The 24,826-nt window shown below is 50.1% G+C and carries 33 protein-coding genes; 22 read left to right on the top strand and 11 right to left on the bottom strand.

Going from position 1 to position 24,826, the window contains the following annotated elements:
* Positions 1-129 precede the first annotated feature (129 nt).
* A complete protein-coding gene (locus tag DET_RS00200; RefSeq protein ID WP_010935854.1) occupies positions 130-501 on the bottom strand; it encodes a metallopeptidase family protein in 372 nt (123 codons plus the stop codon).
* A gap of 142 nt (positions 502-643) precedes the next feature.
* Between DET_RS00200 and DET_RS00195 the strand changes: the two genes are divergently transcribed.
* From DET_RS00195 to DET_RS00180, 4 genes are all read left to right on the top strand, one after another.
* Positions 644-838 carry a superinfection immunity protein gene (locus DET_RS00195; protein ID WP_010935853.1) on the top strand — a complete coding sequence of 65 codons (195 nt, stop codon included), beginning with the start codon at positions 644-646 and terminating at the stop codon, positions 836-838.
* Positions 839-945: 107 nt separating this feature from the next.
* A complete protein-coding gene (locus DET_RS00190) occupies positions 946-1,452 on the top strand; it encodes a class I SAM-dependent methyltransferase (RefSeq protein WP_010935851.1) in 507 nt (168 codons plus the stop codon).
* Between the two features lie 70 nt (positions 1,453-1,522).
* Complete coding sequence (locus DET_RS00185) at positions 1,523-2,056, top strand: nuclear transport factor 2 family protein (protein ID WP_010935850.1); 534 nt, start codon at positions 1,523-1,525, stop codon at positions 2,054-2,056.
* Between the two features lie 110 nt (positions 2,057-2,166).
* Entirely contained in the window at positions 2,167-2,379 is a 213-nt protein-coding gene (locus DET_RS00180; RefSeq protein WP_010935849.1) for a hypothetical protein, read from the top strand.
* On the opposite strand, the gene gltA is transcribed toward DET_RS00180, so the two are convergent.
* Together gltA and DET_RS00170 are read right to left on the bottom strand one after the other, a co-directional pair.
* Complete coding sequence (gene gltA / locus DET_RS00175; RefSeq protein WP_010935848.1) at positions 2,376-3,773, bottom strand: NADPH-dependent glutamate synthase; 1,398 nt, start codon at positions 3,771-3,773, stop codon at positions 2,376-2,378. The two genes, DET_RS00180 and gltA, sit on opposite strands and share 4 nt — an antisense overlap.
* Positions 3,766-4,614 carry a sulfide/dihydroorotate dehydrogenase-like FAD/NAD-binding protein gene (locus DET_RS00170; protein WP_010935847.1) on the bottom strand — a complete coding sequence of 283 codons (849 nt, stop codon included), beginning with the start codon at positions 4,612-4,614 and terminating at the stop codon, positions 3,766-3,768. Before DET_RS00170 ends, gltA begins: the two co-directional genes overlap by 8 nt.
* Positions 4,615-4,822: 208 nt before the next feature.
* On the opposite strand from DET_RS00170, the gene DET_RS00165 reads away from it, so the two are divergent.
* Together DET_RS00165 and DET_RS00160 are read left to right on the top strand one after the other, a co-directional pair.
* Entirely contained in the window at positions 4,823-5,113 is a 291-nt protein-coding gene (locus tag DET_RS00165; RefSeq protein WP_010935846.1) for a DUF370 domain-containing protein, read from the top strand.
* Complete coding sequence (locus DET_RS00160) at positions 5,094-5,711, top strand: guanylate kinase (protein ID WP_041223278.1); 618 nt, start codon at positions 5,094-5,096, stop codon at positions 5,709-5,711. Before DET_RS00165 ends, DET_RS00160 begins: the two co-directional genes overlap by 20 nt.
* Here the strand turns inward: DET_RS00160 and DET_RS00155 are convergent.
* Positions 5,708-6,709: an inorganic phosphate transporter gene (locus tag DET_RS00155; RefSeq protein WP_010935844.1), complete on the bottom strand. Its 1,002-nt coding sequence runs from the start codon at positions 6,707-6,709 to the stop codon at positions 5,708-5,710. The two genes, DET_RS00160 and DET_RS00155, sit on opposite strands and share 4 nt — an antisense overlap.
* The gene (locus DET_RS00150; protein ID WP_010935843.1) at positions 6,702-7,331 is read right to left on the bottom strand and encodes a DUF47 domain-containing protein; all 630 of its coding nucleotides are present in this window, start codon (positions 7,329-7,331) and stop codon (positions 6,702-6,704) included. The genes DET_RS00155 and DET_RS00150 overlap by 8 nt, the downstream gene beginning before the upstream one ends.
* Positions 7,332-7,521: 190 nt before the next feature.
* On the opposite strand from DET_RS00150, the gene DET_RS00145 reads away from it, so the two are divergent.
* The 10 genes from DET_RS00145 (at position 7,522) to DET_RS08675 (ending at position 16,366) form a co-directional block, all read left to right on the top strand.
* Positions 7,522-8,430: a cation diffusion facilitator family transporter gene (locus tag DET_RS00145; protein WP_234943822.1), complete on the top strand. Its 909-nt coding sequence runs from the start codon at positions 7,522-7,524 to the stop codon at positions 8,428-8,430.
* A gap of 132 nt (positions 8,431-8,562) precedes the next feature.
* Positions 8,563-8,715 (top strand): hypothetical protein, encoded by a 153-nt coding sequence (locus tag DET_RS08680; RefSeq protein ID WP_010935841.1) that lies wholly within the window; start codon positions 8,563-8,565, stop codon positions 8,713-8,715.
* Positions 8,716-8,718: 3 nt separating this feature from the next.
* The gene (trkA, locus tag DET_RS00140; RefSeq protein ID WP_010935840.1) at positions 8,719-10,083 is read left to right on the top strand and encodes a Trk system potassium transporter TrkA; all 1,365 of its coding nucleotides are present in this window, start codon (positions 8,719-8,721) and stop codon (positions 10,081-10,083) included.
* Positions 10,084-10,086: 3 nt separating this feature from the next.
* Positions 10,087-11,532: a TrkH family potassium uptake protein gene (locus tag DET_RS00135; protein WP_010935839.1), complete on the top strand. Its 1,446-nt coding sequence runs from the start codon at positions 10,087-10,089 to the stop codon at positions 11,530-11,532.
* A 75-nt stretch (positions 11,533-11,607) separates the two neighbouring features.
* Complete coding sequence (locus DET_RS00130; RefSeq protein WP_010935838.1) at positions 11,608-12,036, top strand: universal stress protein; 429 nt, start codon at positions 11,608-11,610, stop codon at positions 12,034-12,036.
* Positions 12,037-12,039: 3 nt separating this feature from the next.
* Positions 12,040-12,444: a potassium channel family protein gene (locus tag DET_RS00125; RefSeq protein WP_010935837.1), complete on the top strand. Its 405-nt coding sequence runs from the start codon at positions 12,040-12,042 to the stop codon at positions 12,442-12,444.
* A gap of 4 nt (positions 12,445-12,448) precedes the next feature.
* On the top strand, positions 12,449-13,114 hold the full coding sequence (locus DET_RS00120) for a potassium channel family protein (RefSeq protein ID WP_010935836.1): 666 nt from the start codon (positions 12,449-12,451) through the stop codon (positions 13,112-13,114).
* A 170-nt stretch (positions 13,115-13,284) separates the two neighbouring features.
* On the top strand, positions 13,285-13,785 hold the full coding sequence (locus DET_RS00115; protein WP_010935835.1) for a helix-hairpin-helix domain-containing protein: 501 nt from the start codon (positions 13,285-13,287) through the stop codon (positions 13,783-13,785).
* The gene (locus tag DET_RS00110; RefSeq protein ID WP_010935834.1) at positions 13,782-16,169 is read left to right on the top strand and encodes a DNA internalization-related competence protein ComEC/Rec2; all 2,388 of its coding nucleotides are present in this window, start codon (positions 13,782-13,784) and stop codon (positions 16,167-16,169) included. The genes DET_RS00115 and DET_RS00110 overlap by 4 nt, the downstream gene beginning before the upstream one ends.
* A gap of 56 nt (positions 16,170-16,225) precedes the next feature.
* Positions 16,226-16,366 (top strand): hypothetical protein, encoded by a 141-nt coding sequence (locus tag DET_RS08675; protein ID WP_010935833.1) that lies wholly within the window; start codon positions 16,226-16,228, stop codon positions 16,364-16,366.
* 80 nt (positions 16,367-16,446) lie between these two features.
* Here DET_RS08675 and DET_RS00105 read toward each other — a convergent pair whose 3' ends face one another.
* The gene (locus tag DET_RS00105; RefSeq protein ID WP_010935832.1) at positions 16,447-16,833 is read right to left on the bottom strand and encodes a PH domain-containing protein; all 387 of its coding nucleotides are present in this window, start codon (positions 16,831-16,833) and stop codon (positions 16,447-16,449) included.
* 102 nt (positions 16,834-16,935) lie between these two features.
* Here DET_RS00105 and DET_RS00100 point away from each other — a divergent pair, with 102 nt between their 5' ends.
* Entirely contained in the window at positions 16,936-17,688 is a 753-nt protein-coding gene (locus tag DET_RS00100) for a hypothetical protein (RefSeq protein ID WP_010935831.1), read from the top strand.
* Between the two features lie 54 nt (positions 17,689-17,742).
* On the opposite strand, the gene DET_RS00095 is transcribed toward DET_RS00100, so the two are convergent.
* Positions 17,743-18,171, bottom strand: coding sequence for a Fur family transcriptional regulator (locus DET_RS00095; RefSeq protein ID WP_010935830.1), 429 nt, complete (start codon positions 18,169-18,171; stop codon positions 17,743-17,745).
* A gap of 51 nt (positions 18,172-18,222) precedes the next feature.
* Positions 18,223-18,684: a D-aminoacyl-tRNA deacylase gene (dtd, locus tag DET_RS00090; protein ID WP_010935829.1), complete on the bottom strand. Its 462-nt coding sequence runs from the start codon at positions 18,682-18,684 to the stop codon at positions 18,223-18,225.
* 299 nt (positions 18,685-18,983) lie between these two features.
* Here dtd and DET_RS00085 point away from each other — a divergent pair, with 299 nt between their 5' ends.
* Together DET_RS00085 and DET_RS00080 are read left to right on the top strand one after the other, a co-directional pair.
* Positions 18,984-19,247 (top strand): hypothetical protein, encoded by a 264-nt coding sequence (locus DET_RS00085; protein WP_010935828.1) that lies wholly within the window; start codon positions 18,984-18,986, stop codon positions 19,245-19,247.
* A gap of 13 nt (positions 19,248-19,260) precedes the next feature.
* Positions 19,261-19,476 (top strand): hypothetical protein, encoded by a 216-nt coding sequence (locus DET_RS00080; protein ID WP_010935827.1) that lies wholly within the window; start codon positions 19,261-19,263, stop codon positions 19,474-19,476.
* Here the strand turns inward: DET_RS00080 and DET_RS00075 are convergent.
* Genes DET_RS00075 through DET_RS00065 form a run of 3 tightly spaced genes read right to left on the bottom strand, consistent with a single transcriptional unit; the run spans position 19,456 to position 22,349 of the window.
* On the bottom strand, positions 19,456-20,775 hold the full coding sequence (locus DET_RS00075) for a bifunctional folylpolyglutamate synthase/dihydrofolate synthase (RefSeq protein WP_010935826.1): 1,320 nt from the start codon (positions 20,773-20,775) through the stop codon (positions 19,456-19,458). The genes DET_RS00080 and DET_RS00075 overlap by 21 nt on opposite strands.
* A 45-nt stretch (positions 20,776-20,820) precedes the next feature.
* Positions 20,821-21,615 (bottom strand): GIN domain-containing protein, encoded by a 795-nt coding sequence (locus tag DET_RS00070; RefSeq protein WP_010935825.1) that lies wholly within the window; start codon positions 21,613-21,615, stop codon positions 20,821-20,823.
* A gap of 38 nt (positions 21,616-21,653) precedes the next feature.
* Positions 21,654-22,349 carry a GIN domain-containing protein gene (locus DET_RS00065; RefSeq protein WP_010935824.1) on the bottom strand — a complete coding sequence of 232 codons (696 nt, stop codon included), beginning with the start codon at positions 22,347-22,349 and terminating at the stop codon, positions 21,654-21,656.
* Between the two features lie 147 nt (positions 22,350-22,496).
* On the opposite strand from DET_RS00065, the gene pyrF reads away from it, so the two are divergent.
* The 3 genes from pyrF (at position 22,497) to dinB (ending at position 24,741) form a co-directional block, all read left to right on the top strand.
* Entirely contained in the window at positions 22,497-23,309 is an 813-nt protein-coding gene (gene pyrF, locus DET_RS00060) for an orotidine-5'-phosphate decarboxylase (RefSeq protein ID WP_010935823.1), read from the top strand.
* A 71-nt stretch (positions 23,310-23,380) separates the two neighbouring features.
* Positions 23,381-23,569 carry a DUF951 domain-containing protein gene (locus tag DET_RS00055; protein ID WP_010935822.1) on the top strand — a complete coding sequence of 63 codons (189 nt, stop codon included), beginning with the start codon at positions 23,381-23,383 and terminating at the stop codon, positions 23,567-23,569.
* Positions 23,569-24,741 carry a DNA polymerase IV gene (dinB, locus tag DET_RS00050; RefSeq protein ID WP_010935821.1) on the top strand — a complete coding sequence of 391 codons (1,173 nt, stop codon included), beginning with the start codon at positions 23,569-23,571 and terminating at the stop codon, positions 24,739-24,741. Before DET_RS00055 ends, dinB begins: the two co-directional genes overlap by 1 nt.
* The last annotated feature ends 85 nt before the right edge of the window (positions 24,742-24,826 follow it).

The following is a 24,826-nucleotide window of genomic DNA, read 5'->3' as shown; positions in this document are numbered from 1 at the left end:
TTTATTCTCCTGAAATATATATCTGTAAAGAGCATAAAATATAAATATACCCTATTTTCAGGGTAAAATGAAAAATATGCGTGCTTAGGGCGGGTTTATGCCGCTGACAAATTAAAAAACGGCTGAGACCTAAACCGGGCCGCCCATTTCCTCCAGCCGTTCGTCACTTATGCCGAAGTGGTGGGCAACTTCGTGCTTAACCACCCGCCGGACTTCGTTTTTTATATCTTCTTCAGTCTTAACCATATCCAGTATGGCCAGCCGGAATATGGTAATGCGGTCAGGGGTAACCATACCATAAGAGGCATGGCGTTCGGTCAGGGGAACGCCCTCATAAAGCCCCAGCAACTCTTCACCCCGGTGCATATCCAGATTACGGCGCTGGATACGGCTTGGGCGGTCAGCCACCATTATTTCAACATTGTCCAGCAGGGCTAAAAATTCCTCCGGCAGGCTATCCACTGCCTCGGCCACTATCTGTTTAAACTGCTCTGTATCCATATTTTTATAATATCCCGAACCCGGCTGAAATAACAGCCCGAACCCTCACCCTGCCTGCTTATAAACCAGATTCCTTGTAAATAAGCCGTCTTTAGGCTAATCTTTTCATAGCCACTATTTTATATTATCAAGGAGCGTTAAAGTGTTTGATTTTTTCTTCAGCGGAATCTTTGGTCTCATCTCTTTTGCAATCAGTCTGGCCTTATACTTCCTGCCTAGCATAATCGCCCTAGCCAATCACCGCCGCAATACTCTGGCTATCTTCCTGCTGAACCTTTTACTCGGCTGGACTTTTATCGGCTGGGTAGTAGCCCTGGTCTGGTCAGTAAAAAAGTAGCCCTGCCTTTATGCTGGGAATAGACTACTCAACTGTCATAGACCCGTTTTTGCGGGGTGTAAGACGTTTTACTACCCGAATTCGGGGGTATAAAGCCGGGTGAACGGGTGCTGGACGTGTGTTCCGGTTCGGGGGCTCAGGTAGGCGAATACCGCCGCCGGGGTATTCTGGGGTTCGGGCTGGACCTCAGCCCGGATATGCTCAGGCTCTCCCGCCGCCTTTATGACCCGGACAAAGCCGGTTATTTTACCGGGGCAGATGCCCGCCACCTGCCCTTTGCAGATGCCAGTTTTGATTATACGTCTATCACCTTAGCCCTCCATGACAAACCCGCCCAAACCCGTCTGGAGATACTGGCTGAAATGAAACGGGTAGTCAAACCCCAAAGTTATATCCTGATAGCGGACTACAGCTATCCCCTGCCTGCCAGTTTTCCCGGACAGGTTATAAGATTTATAGAGCGTATAGCCGGCGGCGAACACTACCGTAATTTCCGCCACTTCCTGAAAAACGGTGGCGTGCCGGCCCTGCTTGAGGAACTGGGCATCAAAGCTGAAAATACCCAATCCACCAGCTACGGGCTGATAACTGTAACCAAAGCTAAAGTCAGTTGACAGAAACAACCAAATGCTATAAAATTAATGACTGAATATTAAAGCCGGATAATATCCAAGGAGACTTATCATGAAGATAGACCCTGAAGTCCGCAAAGAGATAAACCAGGTGCTGGATGCTATGAAAGAAGCGGTTGAGGCTAAAAACATAGAGGCACTGGTGGCACAGGTAGACAGCGAACCGAATATACTCACCGTGGGTCCCTGCCCGGATAATGTCGGCCTGGGGCAGAATGGTTTCAGACGCTGGATGCAAGCCCTGCTGGACAAAGCCACCCCGGTAAAATTCAAGCTAGGGTTTACCACCATAAAAGGCAACGGCCCGGTTGTCTGGTTGGATACCCATGTAACCTATACCTGTAAAAACGGGGATAACCAGAAGGAATTTGATTTCTACCTCAGCGGGGTAATGGAAAATATTAAAGATGAATGGCGCTGGAGCCAGATGCATTTATCCGCTCCGGCGGAACTGGAGTTCCCCGAAGGGCCGACTCCCCCGCCTGAAGCTGAGCAAGCCACTCCGGAAACAACCGGTGCATCTCAAAATGAAACCCCGAACTCCGAACCGGGCGAAGATGCCCCTCCCGAATGGAATTATATGTAAACTATCCTTTGCAAACAAACCAAGCCCCCGTCACAAAGGCGGGGGTTTTTCTTTAAAACAGTGCGGCAGACAGGCAGACAGCCTCTGCCCGAAAGAAAGGCGGTTGGGGTATGAACGTATTTCGCTCTGCCCTGCTCTTTTATGTATTTGCCATGCTGGTGCTGTGTTTTATACCGGCCTGGCACAGTTTTATCAGCCAGATTACAGCCCCGCTTGACCAGAACCTGAGTCTGGTAATCAAACTGACAGCCGACCCTTTGGAGTATGTCTGGAAATGGGTACTGGTAATATTTATTATGTTACTGCTGAGCCGCCGGAATTAAAGGCTTCTCAGGTATTCGTCTATAACCACTGCCGAACGTTTGGCCGCACCCATAGCACTTATGACAGTATCGGAGCCGGTTACTATATCCCCACCGGCCCAAACCGCCCGGTGCGAAGTCTGTCCGTTTATATCAGCCAGAACAGTGCCGTTTGAGTTTACCTGCAAATCCGGGGCGGACTGCATAACCAGTGGATTGGGGCGTGTACCCAGGGCAATAACGGCCAAATCTATATCCATTTCAAATTCGCTGCCGCCCACCGGTATGGGACGGCGGCGGCCGCTGGCGTCAGGTTCGCCAAGTGCCATCTTCTGGCATTCCATAGCCCGCACCTGCCCCTGTTCGTTAGCCAGAAAGCGGACCGGGCTGGTCAGGAAATGAAACTTTATTCCCTCTTCGCGGGCATTGTCCACTTCCTCTTTGCGGGCCGGCAGTTCCAGCTCCGAACGGCGGTAGACGATACTCACCTCTTCCGCCCCCAGACGCAAGGCACAGCGGGCGGCATCCATGGCTACGTTTCCGCCCCCAATCACCGCCACTTTTCTGCCTTTTTTAACCGGGGTATCCGAGGAAGGAAAATTATGAGCCTTCATCAGGTTGACTCTAGTCAGAAATTCGTTAGCCGAATATACCCCGCTCAGGTTTTCACCCTGTACATTTAAAAATAAGGGCAAACCGGCTCCGGTTGCTAAAAAAACCGCCTGAAATCCCTGCTTGAAAAGGTCTTCCAGCGAAAAGAGCCGCCCCGCTACCGAATTTAACTCCAGCGTTACTCCCAGAGATTTTACATACTCTATCTCACCCTGAACTATATCTTTGGGAAGGCGGAATTCGGGTATGCCGTACATAAGCACCCCGCCTGCCGTATGCAAAGACTCAAACAGGGTAACATCATGCCCCAAACGGGCAAGCTCGGCCGCTGCCGTAAGTCCGGCCGGGCCGGCTCCCACTACCGCCGCCTTTTTCCCGCTCTTGGGCTTAAGGCTTTTGGGCAGATTAACTTCAGCCGAATGTCCGCGTTCCCAATCAGCTACAAAACGTTCCAAACGGCCTATAGCTATAGGGGCTTCTTTTTTATTTAATATACAGGCCTGTTCACACTGGGTTTCCTGGGGACATACCCTGCCGCAGACCCCCGGCAGACTGTTGGTCTTTTTAAGTACCCTGGCAGCTTCGGGCATATTCCCGTCCCGCAAAGCCAAAATAAATTCCGGAATATCTATATTTACCGGACAACCCTCTACGCAGTAACGCTTTTTGCACTGCAAACAGCGGGCAGCTTCGGTATGGGCATCAGCCGGGGTATAACCGGTGGCCACTTCGGAAAAATTTTGAATACGGTCGCTAACTGCCTGTTTAGGCATATCCATTCTGTTCAGCCCCGCTTTAGCCATGGTTTCCGCACCCCTCTTCCTTACAGCGGCATCTCTCGGCGGCCACAGCCTCTTCGGCCACGTAAGATTTCTGGCGTACCAGCAGCCCGTCCCAGTCTACCTTGTGCCCGTCAAACTCCGGCCCGTCCACACAGGCAAAACGGGTCTGCCCGTCCAGACTTACCCGGCAACAGCCGCACATACCCGTTCCGTCTATCATTATGGGGTTTAAGCTGACAATAGTCTTCACCCCGAAAGGCTGGGTGGTTTTTGAGCAGAATTTCATCATAACGCTGGGGCCTATTACTATTACCCGGTCCACTTTGGTACTGGAGGCAAGGAGGTCACGCAGGGGTTCGGTAACTACCCCCTTGATACCGGCAGACCCGTCATCAGTGCAGACTATCATTTCGTCCGAATATTTAGTAAGGCGGTCATGCCAGAAAAACAAATCTTTGCTTCTGGCACCCACCACGCTTATCACCCGGTTACCCGCCTCTTTCATAGCCCTGGCAATGGGTGCAATAGTAGCCATGGCAAAGCCGCCGCTTACGCAGACCACTGTCCCGAAGTTTTCAATCTCGGTAGGTTTGCCCAGGGGACCGGCAAAATCCAGTATGGCATCACCCTCACCCAGCTTGGCCAGCTTGCGGGTGGAAGCCCCTATTTCCATGTAAATAACCGTAACTGTGCCTGCCTGAGCGTCCCAGTCCGCAATAGTCAGAGGGAAACGCTCACCCTCAGCGTCAATCCTGAGGATAACAAACTGGCCGGCGGCGGCGGCGGCCGCTACTTTGGGGGCCTGTATCTTCAGCAAGTGTACCCTGGGCAATAAATCCTGCCGCTCAACAATCGTATACATACCCCTCCTTGCCAGTATACCGCTGGACATAATCCAGAAGCATCTATGAGTATTAGTGCCGATTTACAGGTAAATATAAAAACCTATGATAATTTAGCATTAAATGACGCCTTACTTCAAACTGCAACCAGTTGAATTTAGCTTGTCAAAGTTATAATATATTAAGCGTTTTACCTCTGGTCGCCTTATTAAGCATTAAGGAAATAGCATGTTTATTGAACTTGTCCATATTGGCTTCGGCAATATTCTGGCCATGAACCGGGTTATTGCCATTTCCCCGCCCAGTTCCGCCCCTATTAAACGTATTATACAGGAAAGCCGGACCAAAGGCTTTTTGATAGACATGACCAACGGCCGCAAGACCAAGGCGGTTATATTTACTGACAGCGGGCATATCGTACTGGCGGCGCTTGCCCCTGAAACCATTACCGGACGCCTTTCTATTAGCCGCGGCGGTGCGGTAAAGCCTGAGCTGGTTGATGACAAACTGGAACTTTAATAAAGCCAATAAACCCCTGCTGTTAGTTGTTTCCGGTCCTTCCGGCGTAGGCAAAGATGCAGTCCTAGCCCGCATGAAAGAGCGGAAACTGCCCCTGGCTTATATTGTCACCACCACCACCCGCACCAAACGGGAAAAGGAAACCGAGGGGGTTGATTATAATTTTATCAGGCCGGCTGAGTTTCAGCAGCTTATCGGACAGAATGAACTGCTGGAATGGGCCAATGTCTACGGAAATTTTTACGGAGTCCCCAAAGCGCCTATCAGGCAGGCTTTGGCACACGGTTTTGACGTTATTGTAAAAGTGGACGTGCAGGGTGCGGCCAGCATTAAGAAAATAGTCCCGAATGCGGTATTCATTTTCCTGATGCCCCCGGATATGGACGAACTGACCCGCCGGCTGGAACACCGCCTGACCGAATCACCCGAATCCCTCAAGCGGCGGCTGGCTACTGCCCCGCTTGAGATAGAAAAACTCCCCGACTTTGACTATGTGGTAGTCAACCCTGAGGGGGAGATTGATAATGCAGTCAGCGAGATTATGTCTATAATCTCGGCTGAACACTGCCGCATAAACCCGCGTTCTATTGAACTTTAGAATATAAGCTTAAACAAACCGGCTACCAGAAAACCTAAAGCACCGCAAATGGGAAAGGTAAGCAGCCAGGCACTCACAATATTGCCTGCCACGCCCCAGCGCACCGCCGAGAGCCTGCGGGTAGCCCCCACCCCCATAATGGCCGAAGAAATGGCATGGGTGCTGGAAACAGGTATACCGATGGAAGCGGCTATCTGGATAACCGTGGCAGCCGCTGTTTCAGCCGCAAAACCGTTTATAGGCCGCAAATTGGTCATTCGCACACCCACTGTCTGAATAACCCTCCAGCCGCCAATAGCCGTCCCGGCGCTGATGGACAAAGCCGAAAGTATAATAATCCAGATGGGTATAGCATCCCAGAGACCGGCATTGCCGGTATAAAGGACTGTGCCCAGAGCAATAATACCCATAGGCATCTGCCCGTCACTCCGCCCGTGGCTGAAAGCCATAAAAGCGGCTGAAAATATCTGCAGGTGGGAAAAAAGGCCGTGAGTCTTGGAAGGAACACTCCGCCGAAATATCCAGAGCAGGGCAACCATAAGCAGATAACCGCCCGCCATGCCCATAATGGGGGCAATACCTACCGCCGCCACAATCTTTAAAAGAACTCCCCAGTCTACTGCCCCAACCCCGGCCATAGCTACTCCGGCCATAGCTAAGCCCGCCACCAGACAGTGTGTCAGGCTGACCGGCAGACCCTTACGGGTAGCCACCATAGACCAAATAACCGCGGCTATCAGCCCGGCAATAACTGTTTCATAGGTAAGTGATTCAGCCCCCAGTATGCCTTTGCCGATAGTCCGGGCAACAGCCGTGCCGGTAAAAACACCCACCAGGTTAGCCGCTGCCGCCATGATTATAGCCTTGCGGGGAGACAAAACCCGCGTACCCACCACCGTGGCAATGGCATTGGCCGTGTCATTGGTACCGTTTACAAAGGCAAAACCTATAGCTAAAAGAATAATAATCAGATAAGGGATAAACGAGGCATCAGGCATTCTTCAGGGCAACCCCCTCAAGAACATTGGCCACGTCTTCGCACCGGTCTGTGGCCGTTTCCATATGTTCATATATTTCACGCCACTTGATAATGTTTGCCATGTCCTTTGAATCAGTAAAAAGCTCTCCCAAAGCGGCCCTGAAAGCCACATCCGCCATATTTTCCAGGCGGTTTATTTCTACGCAGTGGACAATAACCTGTTTCATCTCGGACTTGTGCCGCAGATGGGGCACAGCCAGTGCAACTTCCTTGGCCGCCAGCACAATAATACCGGCCAGTTCCTTGGCACGTTCACCGGGACGCCCGGTCTTGTAAATAAACATAAAATCCGCCGCCGAATGAATAAAGTCGGTCACGTCATCCATAGTGTGGGCAAGCAAAGCGATATCTTCGCGGTCAAAGGGGGTAACAAAGGTACGGTGGAGAAGGTTTATAATCTGGTGGGCAATACTGTCACCCTCGTGTTCCAAATCGGCTATCCGGGCAACTTTATTGTCTACATCTGCCCAGTTATTAACTAATTCATCCAGTTCCTGAGCGGTGCTTACCATGTTCTTTGCACTCAGCTCAATCAGGTCAAAGAATTTTTCCTCCCTGGGGATGATACTGATTTTAGGCAACTGTCCTCCTATGCCAACACGGCATCTCATTTATTTTTTCTCTTTTATTACGGTATATATGATAGGGTCTCGGGGGGTCAAAATCAAGAAAAAGCTCAAAGCCAAAGCTAACGTAATAAACTTATAATAATTGTGCTATCATTAATTTATGTCCCCCGTCTCAAGTAAAAAAACTACTTCTGATAAGCAAATGCCGGTCAGCAAAAAACTGAAGCTGGGAATCCTGTTTTCCGGCATTATCCTCCTGGCCGAATTTATCGGCGCTCTGGTATCTAACAGTCTGGCCCTGCTAAGCGATGCCGGGCATGTCCTGACAGATGTTTTAGCCCTTTCCCTAAGCTATTTTGCCTTAATGCAGGCCAAACGCCCTTCCAACTTTAAAATGACCTTCGGATACCACCGGATAGGTGTTCTGGTGGCTATTTTAAACTCCATAAGCCTTATCGGCATTGCCGTTTTTATTTTTTACGAATCTTTCCAGCGTTTTCAGAACCCTCCGGAAATAAATGCCGGGCTGGTTTTGCCGGTTGCCCTGCTGGGTCTGGCAACTAATCTCACGGTTGCTTTGATACTGCACCGTGAGCAAAAAGAAAACCTGAATATCAAAAGCGCATTCTGGCACGCCGCCGGTGACGCTCTGGCTTCGGTGGGGGTTATCATAAGTGCGGTGGTAATAATAATCAGCGGCAATTATCTGGCGGACATAGTTGTCAGTATAATTATCGGCCTGATTATCAGCCTGGGAGGTGTAAATATTTTCCGCCAGGGTCTGAGGGTGATACTGGAAGCCAGCCCCAAAGATATAAACCTAAACCAGCTGGCTGATTCAGTAAAAACCATACCTGGGGTAAAAGACTTTCATCATATCCACATCTGGAGTATCAGCCCCGAAATCCACGCCCTTTCCGCCCATGTGCTGATAGACGACTGCCCCGTAAGCCAGGCAGATGATATCCGCCAGCATATAGAAACCATTTTGAAAGAAAGCTTTGCCCTAAGCCATGTCACCCTCCAGATGGAGTGCCAGGTTTGCCGGACAAACGATATCCTCTGCCAGCTGGAAATAGAACAGAAACCTCACTTACATAAACACCATTAAAATATTTTCCAAAGCTGAAAAAACCTGTTATTTGACAGCAGCCCGCCAACTGCCTAAAATGCCTAAGCCTGAAAAAATGCACTTGACCATCAGGCAGCCTGAGTGCCATTATAGAAATATATTTTTGAGAAAATGCCAAAAGAAGAAATACTTAAACCCATCTCTCACCGTGAACACTGCCATCACCAGGTATTCCGGATAGAGAGAAAACAGAAAAGCCGGATTAGTTCGCTTATGAGCCAGCTGAAGCAGTTCAGAAGCTCTATAAGCAAACAGCGAGACTAGAAAATGTTTATTGTGATTGCCGGCGGCGGCACGGTAGGTTTTAATATAGCCTCCATGCTGGTCGTAGAAGACCACGAAGTGGTAGTTATTGAACAGTCTGAAACAGCTGTTGAATACCTTAACCGGCAGCTGGACATTAAAACTATCTTCGGCAATGCCGCCATTCCACGGATACTGCGTGATGCCGAAGTTCAACGGGCAGACCTGGTTTTAGCGGTAACAGACCGGGACGAAACCAACATGGTAATCTGCTTCATAGCCAAAGAAATGGGGGCTTCCACTACCGCCGCCCGTATCCGCAACTCCGAATACACCGGCTATTTTATACCTCCGGCCAAATCCACCCTGTCTGCCAGACGGATTATCCGCCCCAAGTCACTGGGTATAGACGTCTTTATAAACCCCGAAGTTGAAATGGCCCGCGAAATACTGGGTATTTTGTCCAGTTTTTACTCTACCCCGGTGGAACAGCTGGCTAACGGTCTGGTTCAGATACGCAACTTTACTATTGAAGGCTCACCCATGTCCGGCAAGACCCTGAGCGAGCTTAATTTTACCAAGCCCTGCGTGGTAGCTTCCATCGCCCGGAAAGAAGAACTGCTGATACCCCAGCCTGAGCTGGTTTTGGAAGAAGAAGATGTCCTTTACCTGGTGGCCGAACGTGACAATATGGACCACCTGGGGCGGATGTTCAGCGCCATTCAGCGCCCGGCCCACAGCGTCTTCATACTGGGCGGCAGCCAGATAGGTTTACTGGTAGCCGAAGGGCTGGCAGACCATGACGTTGGTGTAAAACTGATAGAACCTGACGAGGAAAAAAGCCAGAAAGCCGCTATCCGGCTGGAAAAAGCGGTGGTCCTGAGGGGAGACCCCACTGACCGGGATTTCTTGACCGAACAGGGCGTGCCTTCGGCTGATGCTTTTGTAGCCACTACCGAAAATGACGAGTTCAATATTTTAAGCTGCCTGGTAGCCAAAAATCTGGGGGTAGACCGCAGCCTTAGTGTTATCAACAAGCCTTCTTATATACCCCTGGCTGAAGCGGTGGATATAGATGTGGCCGGTTCTCCGGCCATTATTACCGCCCGCAAGATAGCTCACTTTGTGCTTTCCGGCGGAGCTATTGCGGCCGCACTGCTGGAAAGCGGCCAGCTGGAGGCAGTGGAATTTGTAGTAAGCCCGCAGGCCAGCATTATAAACCAGAAGGTAAACCAGCTGGATCTTCCCAAAGAAGCCGTTATCGGGGCGGTTGTCCAGAATAACCAGGTTATTATTCCCCCTGATGAAGCCGTTATCCATGGCGGAGACCATGTTATTGTAGTCTCCCAGCTAAACGTTCTGCATGACGTGGAGAAGCTGTTTAAATAAGACATGAAAATAAATAACGTTCTCCATTACCTGGGGCTGGTTATTGCCATCTTGGGCGGCTTCATGTTTATCCCCTTTGTTTTCAGCCTGATAAACGCAGAGCCGGACCAATTAGCTTTCGGCGTTTCCATTGTCATCACCTTAAGTGCCGGCTTTCTGCTGTGGCGTTTCACCCCCATTACCGAAAGGCGTATCAGCCTGCGCGAATCCCTGGCTATTGTGGCCGGCAGCTGGATTATGGCCGCCCTTTTCGGTTCGCTTCCCTTTATCATTTCAGGGGTGCTTCCCAGTGTCATAGACTGTATCTTTGAGGCTATGAGCGGCCTGACTACCACCGGTGCCAGTGTATTCAGCAGCGTAGAAAATTTGCCTCACGGCATACTTGTCTGGCGTTCCCTTACCCAGTGGATAGGCGGCTTGGGCATTATCATGCTGTTTGTGACCATTCTGCCCATGCTGGGCATAGGCGCTTCCCAGCTTATGGAAGCCGAAACCCCCGGTCAGCAGGAACGGCTGACCTCGCGTATCCGGGATACCGCAAGAACATTGTGGCTGCTTTATCTGGGCTTTACAGTAGCCGGTTTTATAGCCCTTATGCTGGCCGGTCTGCCCGGGTTTGATGCCTTTAATATTATCCTGACCACTACCCCCACCGGAGGCTTTGCCCCGGTAAGCAGTATCGGGGTGTATAACAATCTGGCGGTTGAGCTTATTCTTATTTTCTTCATGGTAGCCAGCGGGGTAAACTTCGGGCTGTATTATTACCTGCTCTGGAAAGGCCGCCCGGCCAAATTTTTCGGCAATGCGGAGTTCAAGTTATACATAGGTATCCTGATAGGCTGTATTCTGCTGATAAACTGGGACTTGGTAGCCAATGCCGGAATGGGTATCTTTGAAGGTCTGCGCCAGGCCAGCTTCCAGACAGCTTCGGTTATGACTACCACCGGTTTTGCCACCGCTGATTTCGCCCAGTGGCCTCACTTTTCACAGGCTATTTTACTGGTGCTTATGGTAGTAGGCGCATCTGCCGGTTCTACCGGGGGCGGCCTAAAGGTAATCCGCCTGCTGGTTTTATTTAAATATACTTACCGCCGTATTCAGCTTACTTTCAACCCCAACGCGGTTATACCCATCAAAATAGGCGGCTATGTTATTTCAGACAAGCTTATCTCCCGTTCGGTAGGCCTGACTATACTCTACTTTGCCACCCTGTGGGCAGGCTTTTTAGTAATGAGTGCCATAGGGCTGGACTTCGTTACCGCCCTATCCAGCATCACCTCCTGTTTGGGAAACGTAGGCCCGGCGCTGGGTACTGTCGGTCCCATGGCCAGTTATGCGGACATACCCGGTATCGGCAAACTGGTACTCCTTACAGCCATGCTGGTGGGCAGAATAGAGCTATTCACCCTGCTGGTTTTGTTCATACCGGCCTTCTGGCGCTGGCGTTAAGAGCCGCTTAGTTGTAAAGTATTAAACCGCAGTTTATAATGGACTTTGTGGAAATAAGGGGCTATCCGATAGACTATGGAATTTGAACGTATACTGGTACCCGTAGACGGTACGGAAACAGATGAAGAGGCTATAAGTCTAGCCTGCACTATATCTAAAGTTTCCGGCAAAACCAGGGTATTTGCTGTTCATATCATTCCGGTTGAACGGGCTTTGCCTCTTGATGCCGAACTTTCATCTGCCATAACCAAAGCTGAGGGTATTCTGGCCAAAGCCGAAGAAATAGCTGAAAAGCAGGGCGTAAAGCTGGAAACAGACCTCCTTCAGGCACGCGAAGTAGCCAACGCTATTATTGATGAGGCTATAGAGAAAGAAATAGACCTTATACTGATAGGTCTTAGCTATAAAACCCGCTTCGGGGAGTTTTGCATGGGCGGCGTTCTGCCCTACATACTTCAGAATGCTCCCTGCCGGGTAATAGTTTATCATCAGCGCAAGGTGTAAAAGATGAAAGTAGTCATTATGGGTTGCGGGCGGGTTGGCGCCCAGCTGGCCACCATGCTGGATAAAGAAGGCAATGAAGTTATTTCTCTGGATGTAGATGCATATAGTTTCCGCCGCCTGCCGGCAGACTTCAAAGGCACCGCCCTTTTATGCAACGGAATGGATGAAGATTCACTAAAAAAGGCCGGGATTGAAACCGCAGATGCCTTTGTAGCCGTTACCCAGGGTGACAACCGCAATATTATGGCCGCCCAGATAGCCAAAAAGATTTTCAACGTACCCAAAGTGGTCTGCCGCATATATGACCCCCTCCGCCGTGACCTTTATACCCTGCTTGGGCTGGATGCCATAAGTCCCACTACTATCTTCGCCCAAATGCTCAAAGACAAGATAGAAGGCAAGGAATAAACCTATGTATGTTGTAGTAATCGGCGGCGGACGTCTGGGTTATTATCTCTTAAAAGCCCTTCTGAATGACGGGCATGAGGTACTTCTGATTGAAAAAAATTCCGCCCTGTGTGACGGCATAAATAAAGAAATGGGGAGTGTCTGTTTGCACGGTGACGGCTGCGAAACCGCCGTTCTGACTGAAGCCGGCACTTCCAGAGCTGACTTGCTTATTGCCGTAACCGGAGATGACGAAGACAATCTGGTAGCCTGTCAGGTTGCCAAGTACAAATTTAACGTACCCCGCACTATAGCCCGGGTCAGAAACCCCAAGAATGAATCTGTATTTAAAAAACTGGGGGTGGATTCCACCGTAAACTCCACCAATATTATACTGGAACATATTGAACACGAAGTACCCAGTCACGCCATGACCCACCTCTTAACCCTGCACGGCAAAGACCTGGAGATTATAGATATACGCATACCTGATAATGCCCTGACAGTGGGCAAACAGATACATGAACTGGTGCTGCCTTCCCAGACCATTATCTCCCTGATAATCCGCAAAGACAGCAAACCCGTCCTGCCCCGCCCCGAAACCACCGTCCAGGCAGGTGACCAGTTTATGATAGTGGCTGACGCTTCCAAAGAAACCGAGATACGGGATATCCTGACCGCCGCCGCTTAAGCCCCCTTTGCCAAACCCCTATTCACATATGTATTGACGCCTTTGCATGCTTACCCCTGGCCGAAACTTGTCCGCCGGTCTTCTAGCCTTCTGCCCGGATATATTGACGGGTAAATCCTTTTAGTATAGCCTAGAAACATTTATATCCCTTTACGGCTTCGGGAGGACATATGAAGGTTACTAAAAGATTTGCCCTGCTGCTGGGGCTTGCCTTGGCAGTGCTAAGCGCTCAGGGATGTTCGGAAACTGCACCGCTTGAGGTATATACCCCCTCCCAGATTAGCCCGAACCAGCTTGAGATAAATATTTCAGGCAATATAAAGCTGCCGGGTATTTACCCCGGAAACACCCGGGATACCCTTCAGAGCCTGCTTGAAGCCGCAGGCGGACTAATGGATAACTCAGAGCTTACAACTATCTACCTCAGTTTCAATCCGCCTGTACCAGGGTCTTCAGCCCAGAAAATAGACCTGAACCGGGCGGAAATCTGGCTGCTGGTTGCCCTGCCAGGCATAGGCGAAGCAAGGGCAAACGATATTGTCACCTACCGCAACCAAAACGGGGGCTTTAAAAATACTCTGGAACTGATGCTGATTCCCGGCTTCAGCCAGAGTCTTTATGACCAGATAAAAGACCTGATATGTGTTTCTGAAACGGCAGATATGCCTTGATTATCAGCCTTATCAGTCTGGGGCTGATTGGCGGGGTGGCTTTAAGCCGCTTGGGTTTGCCTGTCTTGCCGTTTATTGTGCTGGCAGCAGTGCTGGGCGGATTCTGGTTCATTTTCAGAAAAAGATACCGCCTGCTGCTGGGACTTAGTCTGGGTGTTCTGGCAATCTCCGGCGGGATTTTACTTGCGGGCAGCCAGCTTAATACCAATTCAGACCCTTCCCAGCTGAGTTACTATAATGACAGCGGCAAACTGGAGCTTAAGGGCATAATAACCCAAAACCCTGACAACCGTGACCAAACCAGCCTGATAGTACTGAACGTAAACAGCATTGCAACCCCGGACGGCTGGCAGGGTGTATCCGGAAATATCCTTCTGACCCTGCCAAGCTACCCCGAATACCACTACGGCGAAGAAATTCAGATAAACGGCTATTTAAAAACCCCGGAAAACTTTGAAGGGTTTGATTACAAAGCCTATCTGGCAAACCAGCAGATATACTCGGTCATGGTCTACCCGGAAATAACCCTCCTGTCAGAGGGGAACGGAAACCCGCTAATGGCAGCTATATTCAGCTTCCGCCAGAATCTCTCCGAAAGCCTTAGCAGGGCCATACCCGAACCCGAATCCTCACTTGCCAAGGGAATACTGCTGGGCGAAAGAAGCAACATACCCGAAGATATCCAGGCAGAGTTCAGTATATCCGGCACTACCCACCTGCTGGCTATATCCGGTGCTAACTTAAGCATACTCTCCGGCATACTCCTTACAGCCCTGGGCTGGGTACTGGGCAAAAGGGGCTATATTTATATATACCTGACCCTGATACTTATCTGGGGATACTCCCTGCTCAGCGGTTTTGACCCGCCGGTGGTCAGGGCGGTGATTATGGCCAGTATATTTCTTGCCGCCGAGCTGCTGGGGCGGCAGAAAAATGCCATGCCGGCCTTATGCCTGGCGGCGGCGGTTATGGTGGCCTTTACCCCATCTATTTTGTGGTCTGTTTCGTTCCAGCTCAGTTTCATGTCCATGCTGGGGCTGATACTGGTTTACCCCATGCTGAAGGAACTCAACCTAAGGCTGCTGGAGCGTTTCGGCCTTTCCGAAGGCATACTCAGGACAGCTCTGGGTATAGTGCTGGATGGTCTGGGGGTTTCCCTGGCCGCTATTGCCGGTATCTGGCCGGTGCTACTTTATTATTTTGAAAATATATCCCTGATAGGGCCGGTGGCTACCTTGCTGGCCATGCCGGCCATGCCGTTTATTATAGTACTGTCTTTTTTAACTGCCCTGCTGGGGCTGGTCTTTCCGGCCGGGGCGGTGTTTATGGGCTACCTGGCCTGGCTGCCCTGCCGCTATATGCTTACAGTAGTATCCCTGACCGCCTCACTTCCGGGCGTGCTCTTAGCCGGTATCCGCCCGGGGGCAATACTTATGGGTATTTACTATTTCCTGCTGGGGGTACTTTACCGGGCGTACAAACACTTTTTGAAAATCCCCGCCCGAAGCCATGCCAACCCGTCTTCGGCAATTAAACTGCGCTGGGTGCTGGTAGGCATGGCCGTACCGGTGCTGGTATTTTCTTTCGGCCTGAACCCGTCAGCTGACCAGAAAATGCACGTTTACTTTCTGGATGTGGGGCAGGGTGATGCCATACTTATCCAGTACCAGAATCAGGATATACTCATAGACGGCGGCCCCAGCCCCCAAGCCCTCTGCAATGAACTGGATAAACACCTGCCCTTTTTTGACCGCAATATAGAAATGGTTATTCTGACCCACCCGGATTCAGACCACCTAAGCGGGCTTTTGGAAGTGCTGGAACGTTACAGCGTAACTGAAGTGCTTCTGCCTCAAACTCAAAATCAGGACGCCCTTTACCAGAACTATCAAGATTTAATACAGGAAAAGGCTATTCCGGCCAGAACTGCCCAAACAGGTATGCAGATAACTCTGGCAAACGGGGCGGTTCTGGAGGTAATAAGCCCGTTTGAGGGTTTAGCAAGCAAGGAAGCGGATAGGGACAACAACCAAAGCACCGTGCTGACCCTAAGCTGCGGGCAGATAAACTACCTTTTTTGTGCCGATATTGAAACTGCCACAGAATACCAGCTTATCACCCGCCGCCTGCTTGAGAATACCACCGTGTTAAAAGTAGCCCACCACGGCTCAAAATATTCTTCCGGCACAGAGTTTTTAAATGTAACATTACCCGTTTTCGGGCTGATTTCAGCCGGTGCGGACAACCGCTACGGACACCCCCACCCCGAAACCCTGTCCCGCCTTAGCCTGGTTATGGCCGAAAACCATATCTACCGCACCGATATATGGGGCAGCCTGGATTTTGCCACTGACGGCCAAAGCCTTTATATTTTTCAGCCATAACCTTTCCCCGCCCGTTGCGTTATATTAAGTAACGAACACCGGAAAGGAGAACTGAAATGGCTAACAGAATTGCTGAGCAAATTGAACGCACTATTTTCCAGTTCAAGTGGCTTTTTATGCCCCCCAAGGCCAAATATGCCTACCTCTGGAACAGAAGCCGTGCAAGCCTGCAGGCCGACTATTACGGCTTAAGATAACCGCTTTAGCCTGGTCTGCTTGTCCTGCATGCGGGCAAGTTTATTATATGGCAGGGTGAACGTTCGCCCTGCCTATTTTTTTAATCAAGCACATAGGTCATGATAATATCGTGAGCCTGGTGGGCCTTGTCTCCGCCCCGAAATTCAAACTCTTTGACCTCCTGCCCGGATACACCCACGTAGAGCTTGTCACTCACCATAAAACCCTTGCGGAATATAAACCCGCCCTTGTCTTCACTGCCCACCGTTACCACCCGGCTGTAAGGCAGGCTGACAATAGCCTTGGCCTTTTTGGCAAACTCCCTGTCATAGAAGATTATCCGCTTGTTAGTCAGGCCGATAAATCCGGTACCCTGCCCTTTCAGGTCAAAAACGGCATGGATAAGCTCCTCCGGCAGGCAGATACCCTCAATCTGCTCCAGCTGGTCTTTTTTGTCCACCACCATATCAGGTGCATGCTTTGCCATATCAGCCTCCTTTTTTGGTCTGGCAACATTGTAATTGAGGGGATAAGGGCGGTCAATCCTGTATATATTGACAAGCAGGCGGCTATAAAGTTAAATAACCTTATGGAAAACCGCAAACTGGGCCGTTTTATTGTTACCGTAGCCATAATAAGCCTTACAGCCTCAACCCTGCTGTATCTGCTTCATTATTATATTTTTCAGGACAGCCACCACATATTTATTTATATGCTGGGGGATTTGGCTTTTATACCTCTGGAGGTCTTTCTGGTGGTAGTGGTTATTGAACGGATACTTACCAGCCGGGAAAAGCACGCCCTATCCCAAAAAATGAACATGGTTGTGGGGGCTTTTTACAGCGAACTGGGCAATGCCCTGCTGGGAAAACTGCTGGACAGCTTTGATAACCCCGAACAGATTTCTTCCCAGATGGCAGTAGATAAAAACTGGTCAAATGCCGAATTTAAAAAAGCGCTTACTTACTCTGCCCATTTCAGCCATATGCCGAACCCCGGTAAGCTGGACCTTCAGCACCTTAAAAACCTGCTGGACGCCAAACGCTCTTTTATGCTGACATTGCTTGAAAACCCTAATTTGCTGGAAAAAGATGATTTTACCGACCTGCTCTGGGCAAGCTTCCACCTGGGAGAGGAACTGGATGCCCGCCAGAGCCTTGAAAATCTACCGGAAACTGACAAAGCCCATATTGCCAATGATGTAAAGCGTATGTATGCCCTGCTGCTTAACCAGTGGATAAAATACCTTATCCACTTAAAATCCCAGTATCCCCATCTGTACTCACTGGTGCTGCGCACCCACCCCTTCCAGCCCAGCCCCAACCCGGTTATACACGAATAAAAAAACCGCCTTTTAAAGGCAGTGAATATATTTGCTCTAAAATCTCCCAAACTCTCAGGCCGAATCACCGCACTTCCGGCACTGTCCGTAAATAACCAGATTTTTGAAATCAGCCGCAAAGCCATACTTTTTTAAGATACTCTGCTCCTGCTCTCTGACCATATCTTCGCTCAGGTCGGTTATCTTTCCGCATTTACGGCAAACCAGATAATGGCGTGAACCCTTATTGACACTATGGTAGCGTAAACGCCCGTCACCCATGTCTGTTTCCAGCACCAGGCCTTGCCCCTTTAAAAGCTCCAGGGTACGGTAAACAGTGGAAATATTTATATTGGGATATTCCTGCCCCACCTCAGCGTAGATATCTTCGGCGCTCATATGCCCTTCAGCCATATCCAGAGCTTCCAGAATAAGCACCCGCTGGGGGGTCAGGCGAAAACCGTCATTTGCCAGTTCACCGGCTATAGAATTTTGTTTATGCATACAGCTAGTCTAGCAGTTAGAGCTTATTATTGCAACTGTTTGCAACTGCCTCTACTGGCGGGGGTTCAAACGGTCACGGCTGTCCAGAATAATAGTCACCGGGCCGTCATTATGGATTTCCAGCATCATCATAGCCCCGAATTTCCCGGTTGCCGCCTGCACACCTTCTCCACGGCAAAGGCGGATAAACAAGTTATATAAACGGTCGGCTTCCTCTGGCTGGGCGGCCTCAACAAAACTGGGGCGGCGGCCCTTCCGGGTATCGGCAATAAGGGTAAACTGGCTGACCACCAGCAGCTCACGGCAAAGGTCTTTTAAAGACAGATTAAACTTGCCTTCGCCATCAGCAAATATCCGCAGGTTTATTATCTTGGATACCAGGTATTCGGCATCTGCCTGCGTATCCCCTTCGGCCACGCCCAGCAGCACCGCCAGACCCGGCCCTATTTCGCCCACAGTATCTCCGCCTACCATTACAGATGCCCGGCTAACCCTCTGGATTACCGCTTTCATATTTGCCTGCCTCCATGCCGCCTTATTTTAAACTATCCAGCTGCAAAACGAAATAATAGGTATAATGGAGAAATAACCACTTACAGAGAGATATCAGGCACAAACAAACTCGCTATAAGACGGCATTTGGTGTTGTTGCCTCTAGACTTCCGGCACAAGCAGGGATTACAATGTAAATAATAAAAGCGAGAGTGGGAGCAGATGCTGAAAATTCTCATTTTTTATCATTTAAATAAACTTCGGGTATAAGGCACCGGTCAGCTTTGACCAGTGCCTTTAATATTTTAGGAGGTGGCGAAATGCAGTCTAGCCTGATAGGCAAAATAGAAAAAGCCAAACGCTATGCCCAAGAGAAAGACCGCATAAGGTTTAATCAGCTATCCGTCCAGTTCCGGGGGGAAAACGATATCCACACCACCGAATATATTAACGGTCAATGGCACTGCACCTGTAACTTCTTTGCCGCCTGGGGTATGTGCAGCCATACTATGGCAATGGAAAAAATACTGGATAACATGCTGCCGGATGAGGCATTAAGCAACGTATTTGCCGAACTGCCTTAACAAGGAGCAAACTATGTCCTGCTATTTCAGGCATATAGGGGATATTTTTCAGGCAGCCGGGGTAGACCCGCAGGGGGAAAAACGCAAGGAACTGGATAGAATAATCCACCAGTTTCTGGGGATAGAATACAAAAGCTGCCCGGAGACCTGGAAAAAACTGAAGGAAGAGGTTATCCCCTACCCGGACAAGAAAAACCAACTGATAGAGTTACTTAGAGCCAGTTCCTGAGCGGGGCTGGCTCTGCCCTTTTAAAGCCTCGGCGGCAACAAAGAGAGAGCCGGCAACACATACCAGACCATCTGCCGGAGCTATCCTGCCTGCCAGTTCCAAGGCTTTAGGCACGCCGTCTGCCTCAAGTACCTTAAGCCCACGCCCGTCAAAGGCTTTCCTGAGCAAATCCGGTTTCATAGCCCGCGGGTGGAGGGAATGGGTCAGTATCACTGTTCCGAAATACCCGGAAAGCACATCCGCCATAGCGCCGGCATCTTTATCAAAGGAAGTGCCGAAGACCAGCAGCCTTTTTTCTTTTTCTACTTTGGCGGCCGGGGGATATTCTTGCAGCGAAAGCAGGAGTTCGGCAGCGGCTTCCTGATTGTGGGCGCCGTCAATAACCATCAGGGGCTTGCCCTTGATAACCTTAAACCGCCCCGGCCATCTGACCTGCCCGAAGCCTTCAGCTATATCTTCGTTGCTTATTTTAAAGCCCTCTTCTACCAGCGCTTCCAGAGATGCCAGGGCGGTAAGGGCGTTTTGACGCTGGTAATGCCCTAAAAGCGGCAGACACAGCCGGTATTCAGCCTGACGGCCGCTAAGTTTGAGTGACTGACCTTGGGCAGTGTAACCTAAGAGTTCGGCCTTGTAGCTGTCAGTCACCTCAATCAGTTTTGAGCCGGTTTTAAGGCAACGCTCACGGATAACTGCCATAGCTTCCGGTCTTTGGGCAGCAGAAACCACCGGCACAAAATGTTTAATAATACCCGCTTTCTCGGCAGATATTTTGGCCAGGCTGTCTCCCAAGACCTCAGTATGGTCCAGACTTATAGGGGTAAGCACCGAAAGGTTGGGGGTAATAACATTGGTGGCATCCAGTCTGCCGCCCAGCCCGGTTTCAATCACCTGAAAAAAAGCCTGCTGGCGGTGAAAAAACTCAAACGCCAGCACCGTCATAACCTCAAACGAAGTTATTTTACCCAAACAGGTCCGGGCATTCATTTCCTCCACCATAGGGCTGATGTAATCCATAATCCGCACCAGATGGGCTTTGGAAATCATCTTGCCGTCCAGACGAATACGTTCGCGGAAATCCAGCAGATGGGGTGAGGTATAAAGACCGGTACGGTAACCGGCCGCCGACATAACCGAAGCAATCAGAGCGGCCGTACTGCCTTTACCCTTGGTACCGGCCAGATGAACAGACGGAATACCTATATGGGGACTATGAAGCCTCAAGAGAAGCTCTACCACCCGCCTGAGGTCATAATTAGCCGCTGCCCGGCTGGTGGCAGATTCATAATCTGTCAGCCCCATTATGTAATTTAAAGCCGCCCGGTAACTCTCTTCCAGAAAATCCCCCTAACCCTTGCCCGCTGAGGAAACGTCTGATACGTTCAGGTCTTTGATAACCGGATTACCAAAATATTTTACCGAAGAAACGCCGCTGGCTGTAATATACAGCTCTCCGTCAGTATATATCCGGATATTGCTTACACCGGTGGCTTCCACTCTGGCACTTGCCACCAAAAAGTTTTCCAGACTGGCAGTACTGGCACCCTCAGCCAGTACCTCTATGTCACCGCCCTGCCCCGAAAGTTCCAGGCGGGAAGCAGCAGACACTTTCATAGCGGCCTTACCGCAAATAAGCTCTCCGCTGGCCGTACTGGCACCGCTTATATAAAAACTGCTTTGCCCCACCTGCATATTATGCAGTGTCAGGCGGCTGGCACCATCCACCAGAGCCGTAAAGTCATTTGCCGAATCAAAGCCGCTGGCATTTACCCGGGAAGCCCCTGAAACACTCAGCCCCACCAATTCCGGCAGACGGATAACAGCCTCTATTGTTACGTTCATAAAGGTATAACTATCTTTTAAGCCGATTTTAAGGGTCTGGCCGCTTTTTTCCAGTTCCAGATATTCAAAAATATTTTCATGGGTGGAAACGGATACTTCAAAAGAACCGGAATACAAGATATCAGCCGTAATAGCATTTGATACCTCCACCCGGTTAAAACCAGCGTATTCAAAGGAGCGGTTTTCTACCTCCCCGCTGCCTGTAACAAACCCGCCGATACCCGGAATGCACCCGCCTCCCAGCAAGGCCATTATAAAGACAATACATACAGATAACCCCGAACGACCAGCTTTCTTCACTTGAAGCCTCCTTGAAGGGGATTGATTATACCATGTTTTCAGCTTTTGCTCAGGCTGGAAGAACCTTTTATTTCCACTTCGCTGAAGCAGGGGCATCCGGCATATTTCAGTTCGGAAGCACCATTCAATCTCACATTCAGTACTTCCTCAACCCATACTTCCGCCTGGCTGGCATTTTCCAGCCTTACTCTGGCTTGCTTGCAAACCATTTTGTCCAGCACAATCTGGCTGACACCAGCAGCCTCGGCTTCCAGTTCCTCGGTCCAGCCTTCCATCTGAACTTTACTGCCGCTTTCCAGCTCCAGTTTCAGCTGCTTGAAAACACCCTTCAGCTTTACTTCGGAAGCCGCCTCCGCCTTTATCCGGGCTTCGCCCGCTTTGACTTCACCCTCAAGCTGGCTGGCACCGCTGAGACATATTTCCAGTTTACCATCGGAATCAAAACCCTCCAGATTAGCTCTGGTCGCCCCGTTTATATACAGTCCGGTCAAGAGCGGCATTTTAACGGTAGCCTTAGGCAGATACCAGCCGGGCAGCAGGTTTTTCAGGCTGAAGATACTGGGGCTGTACATAAGCCACAACTTATCGCCTTCCTGCTTCATTTCAATATTTTTAAACCCGTCTTCAGATGCATCTACCGTTACCCCGAAGCTGTCTGACTGTATCAGCTTCAGCTCAAAGCCATGCCCGGCCTCTATCCGCTGAAAATTTTTGTTCGGAAATTCCTTTTTCATGACCGAATTCCTCCCTGTTTATTCTCCTGCTTTATGTTAGCACCCCAAACAGGGCTTTTAAATATAGCAGACAGCCTATTTCCTGACTTTATTCTCTTGACTGTAAGGCATTAGTGTTGCTAATATCCTCTCCAGAGGACTATACATATGAAGTTTTTAGAAAAGCTGAAACAAGCCGGAAACAGTCATAACAGCCTGCTTTGCGTGGGGCTGGACCCTGACCCCAAACTTATGCCGGTGGGCATGACGGCACTGGAATTTAACCGTGAAATTATCGCCGCCACCGCACCTTTTGTCTGCGGCTACAAGATAAATCTGGCTTTTTATGAAGCTTTGGGCAAACAGGGCTGGGAAATCCTGTCTGAAACCTGCAAGCTGATTCCGCCGGAACTTCTGAGCATAGCCGATGCCAAAAGGGGAGATATAGGCAACACCTCAAAAGCCTATGCCAGAGCCGTATTTGACGAACTGGGCTGTGACGGCGTAACTGCCAGCCCCTATCTGGGTTATGACTCACTTGAGCCTTTTATTGAATATCAGGACAAGGGCATATTTATCCTCTGCCGCACCTCCAATCAGGGCTCAGCAGATTTCCAGATGCTCAAAACCGAGTATCTGGGGCAAAAACGCTTTTTGTACGAAGTAGTGGCAGACAAGTCCTTGCAGTGGAACCGCTATGAAAATATTGGGCTGGTGGTAGGTGCAACCCAGCAGGAAGAGCTCAAAAAACTCCGCCTCAGCTACCCCAAAATGCCGTTTCTTATTCCGGGTATAGGCGCTCAGGGCGGAGACCTGAAAGCTACCGTAGAAAACGGAACTAATCAAAGCGGCCAACTGGCGCTTATCTGTGCTTCCCGCGGCATACTTTACGCCCGAAGCGGCAGTGAATTTGCCCAGGGGGCAGCCGAAGCCGCCAAGCAGATGCGTGATGCCATAAACCATTACCGGAAACGTTTCTAATATACGGAAACGGCGGCTGCTTTTATACAGGTCTGCATCCAAAATAAACTCACCCGCCATACGGAAGTAAAATGCTGGAAATATTCCCCGGAGATGTATACAAACTGCGTAAACCCCACCCCTGCGGCGGTGCAGACTGGAAGGTAGATTTTGCGGGGTCGGATATCGGCATTACCTGCCTGCGCTGCGGCCACCACCTGCTGCTGCCCCGCCCCCTGTTTGAAAAAAAGGTAAAATGCCTGATAAAGCGCGGTGAATAATGGCCATCCGGCGAGTAATGCACGTAGACCTGGACGCCTTTTTTGTCTCAGTGGAACAATCACTCCGCCCCGAACTGAAAAGTAAGCCGGTTATCGTAGGGGGCAAACCGGAACGGAGGGGCGTGGTGGCTGCCGCCTCGTACGAAGCCCGCAAATTTGGTATTCACTCTGGTATGCCACTGCTTAGCGCCAAACACCTCTGCCCTCAGGCTGTATTTATTGAAGGCAACCACCGCCTTTACCGTGAATATTCCGAAAAATTTATGCAGATACTCTCAGACTTCTCACCCTTTCTTGAGCCCATGGGGCTGGATGAAGCCTATCTGGAAGTAACCGGTTTTGAATCCCTGCACGGCAGTATAGGCGAAATGGCCTTAAAAATCCGCCGCCGCATCACCGCCGAACTGAGCATAAACGCCAGTATCGGCATTGCCAATTCCAAAGTAGTAGCCAAGATAGCCACCGAACGTGCCAAACCCAATGGCCAGTGTGAAGTGCCAGCTGGTGAGGAAGCCGCCTTTTTAGCCCCTTTGGATATATCCATAATGCCGGGCATAGGCAAAAAGACCGAATATCACCTGAAATCACTGGGCATAAATACTCTGGGCAGGCTGGCCGGCATACCCGCCACCTTTCTGAAAATCCATCTGGGAACATATGCCCCGTACCTTCTGAATGCGGCTGCCGGAATAGATAACCGCCCGGTAGAAATGCCGGCCGAGGCCAAATCTATCAGCCGCGAAACCACCTTTGAGACCGATACCCGAAACCATACTTTTCTGGAAGCAAAGCTGGGTTATCTGTCTGAAAAGATTGCCGCCACCCTGCGCAAACGTGGCAAACAGGCCCGGGTAGTTCAGATAAAAATACGCTTTGCGGACTTTACCACCCTGACCCGCCAGAAGCACCTTAACCACCCCTGCTCCGGTAATCAGGAAATATTCCAAACCGCCCTCAAACTGATGAACGGCATACTGGATTCAGACCGCCGCTCAGTCAGGCTGCTGGGGGTGGGCATAAGTGATTTCTGCGGCCCGGAAAAACAGCTGGAAATAGACCCGGCCAGAGCCCGGCTGGAAAAACTGGACGCCTCTCTGGATAAAATCCGCCAGAAATACGGTTTTGGTTCAGTCCAAACCGGGCGGACTTACAAGCTGAAAGATTTGTTTTAGAAAGTTTTTATTCAGATAGCGGGTATTTTCCGCCTGACCTTACCATCTTACATGGAATAATCTTTTCCAGATTAATCCCATAGCC

The organism is Dehalococcoides mccartyi 195 (genome assembly GCF_000011905.1).
In the GTDB taxonomy this organism is placed as follows: Bacteria; Chloroflexota; Dehalococcoidia; order Dehalococcoidales; family Dehalococcoidaceae; genus Dehalococcoides; species Dehalococcoides mccartyi.
Note: the sequence above shows the minus strand (reverse complement) of the source record. Positions and strands in the feature narration are given on the sequence as shown.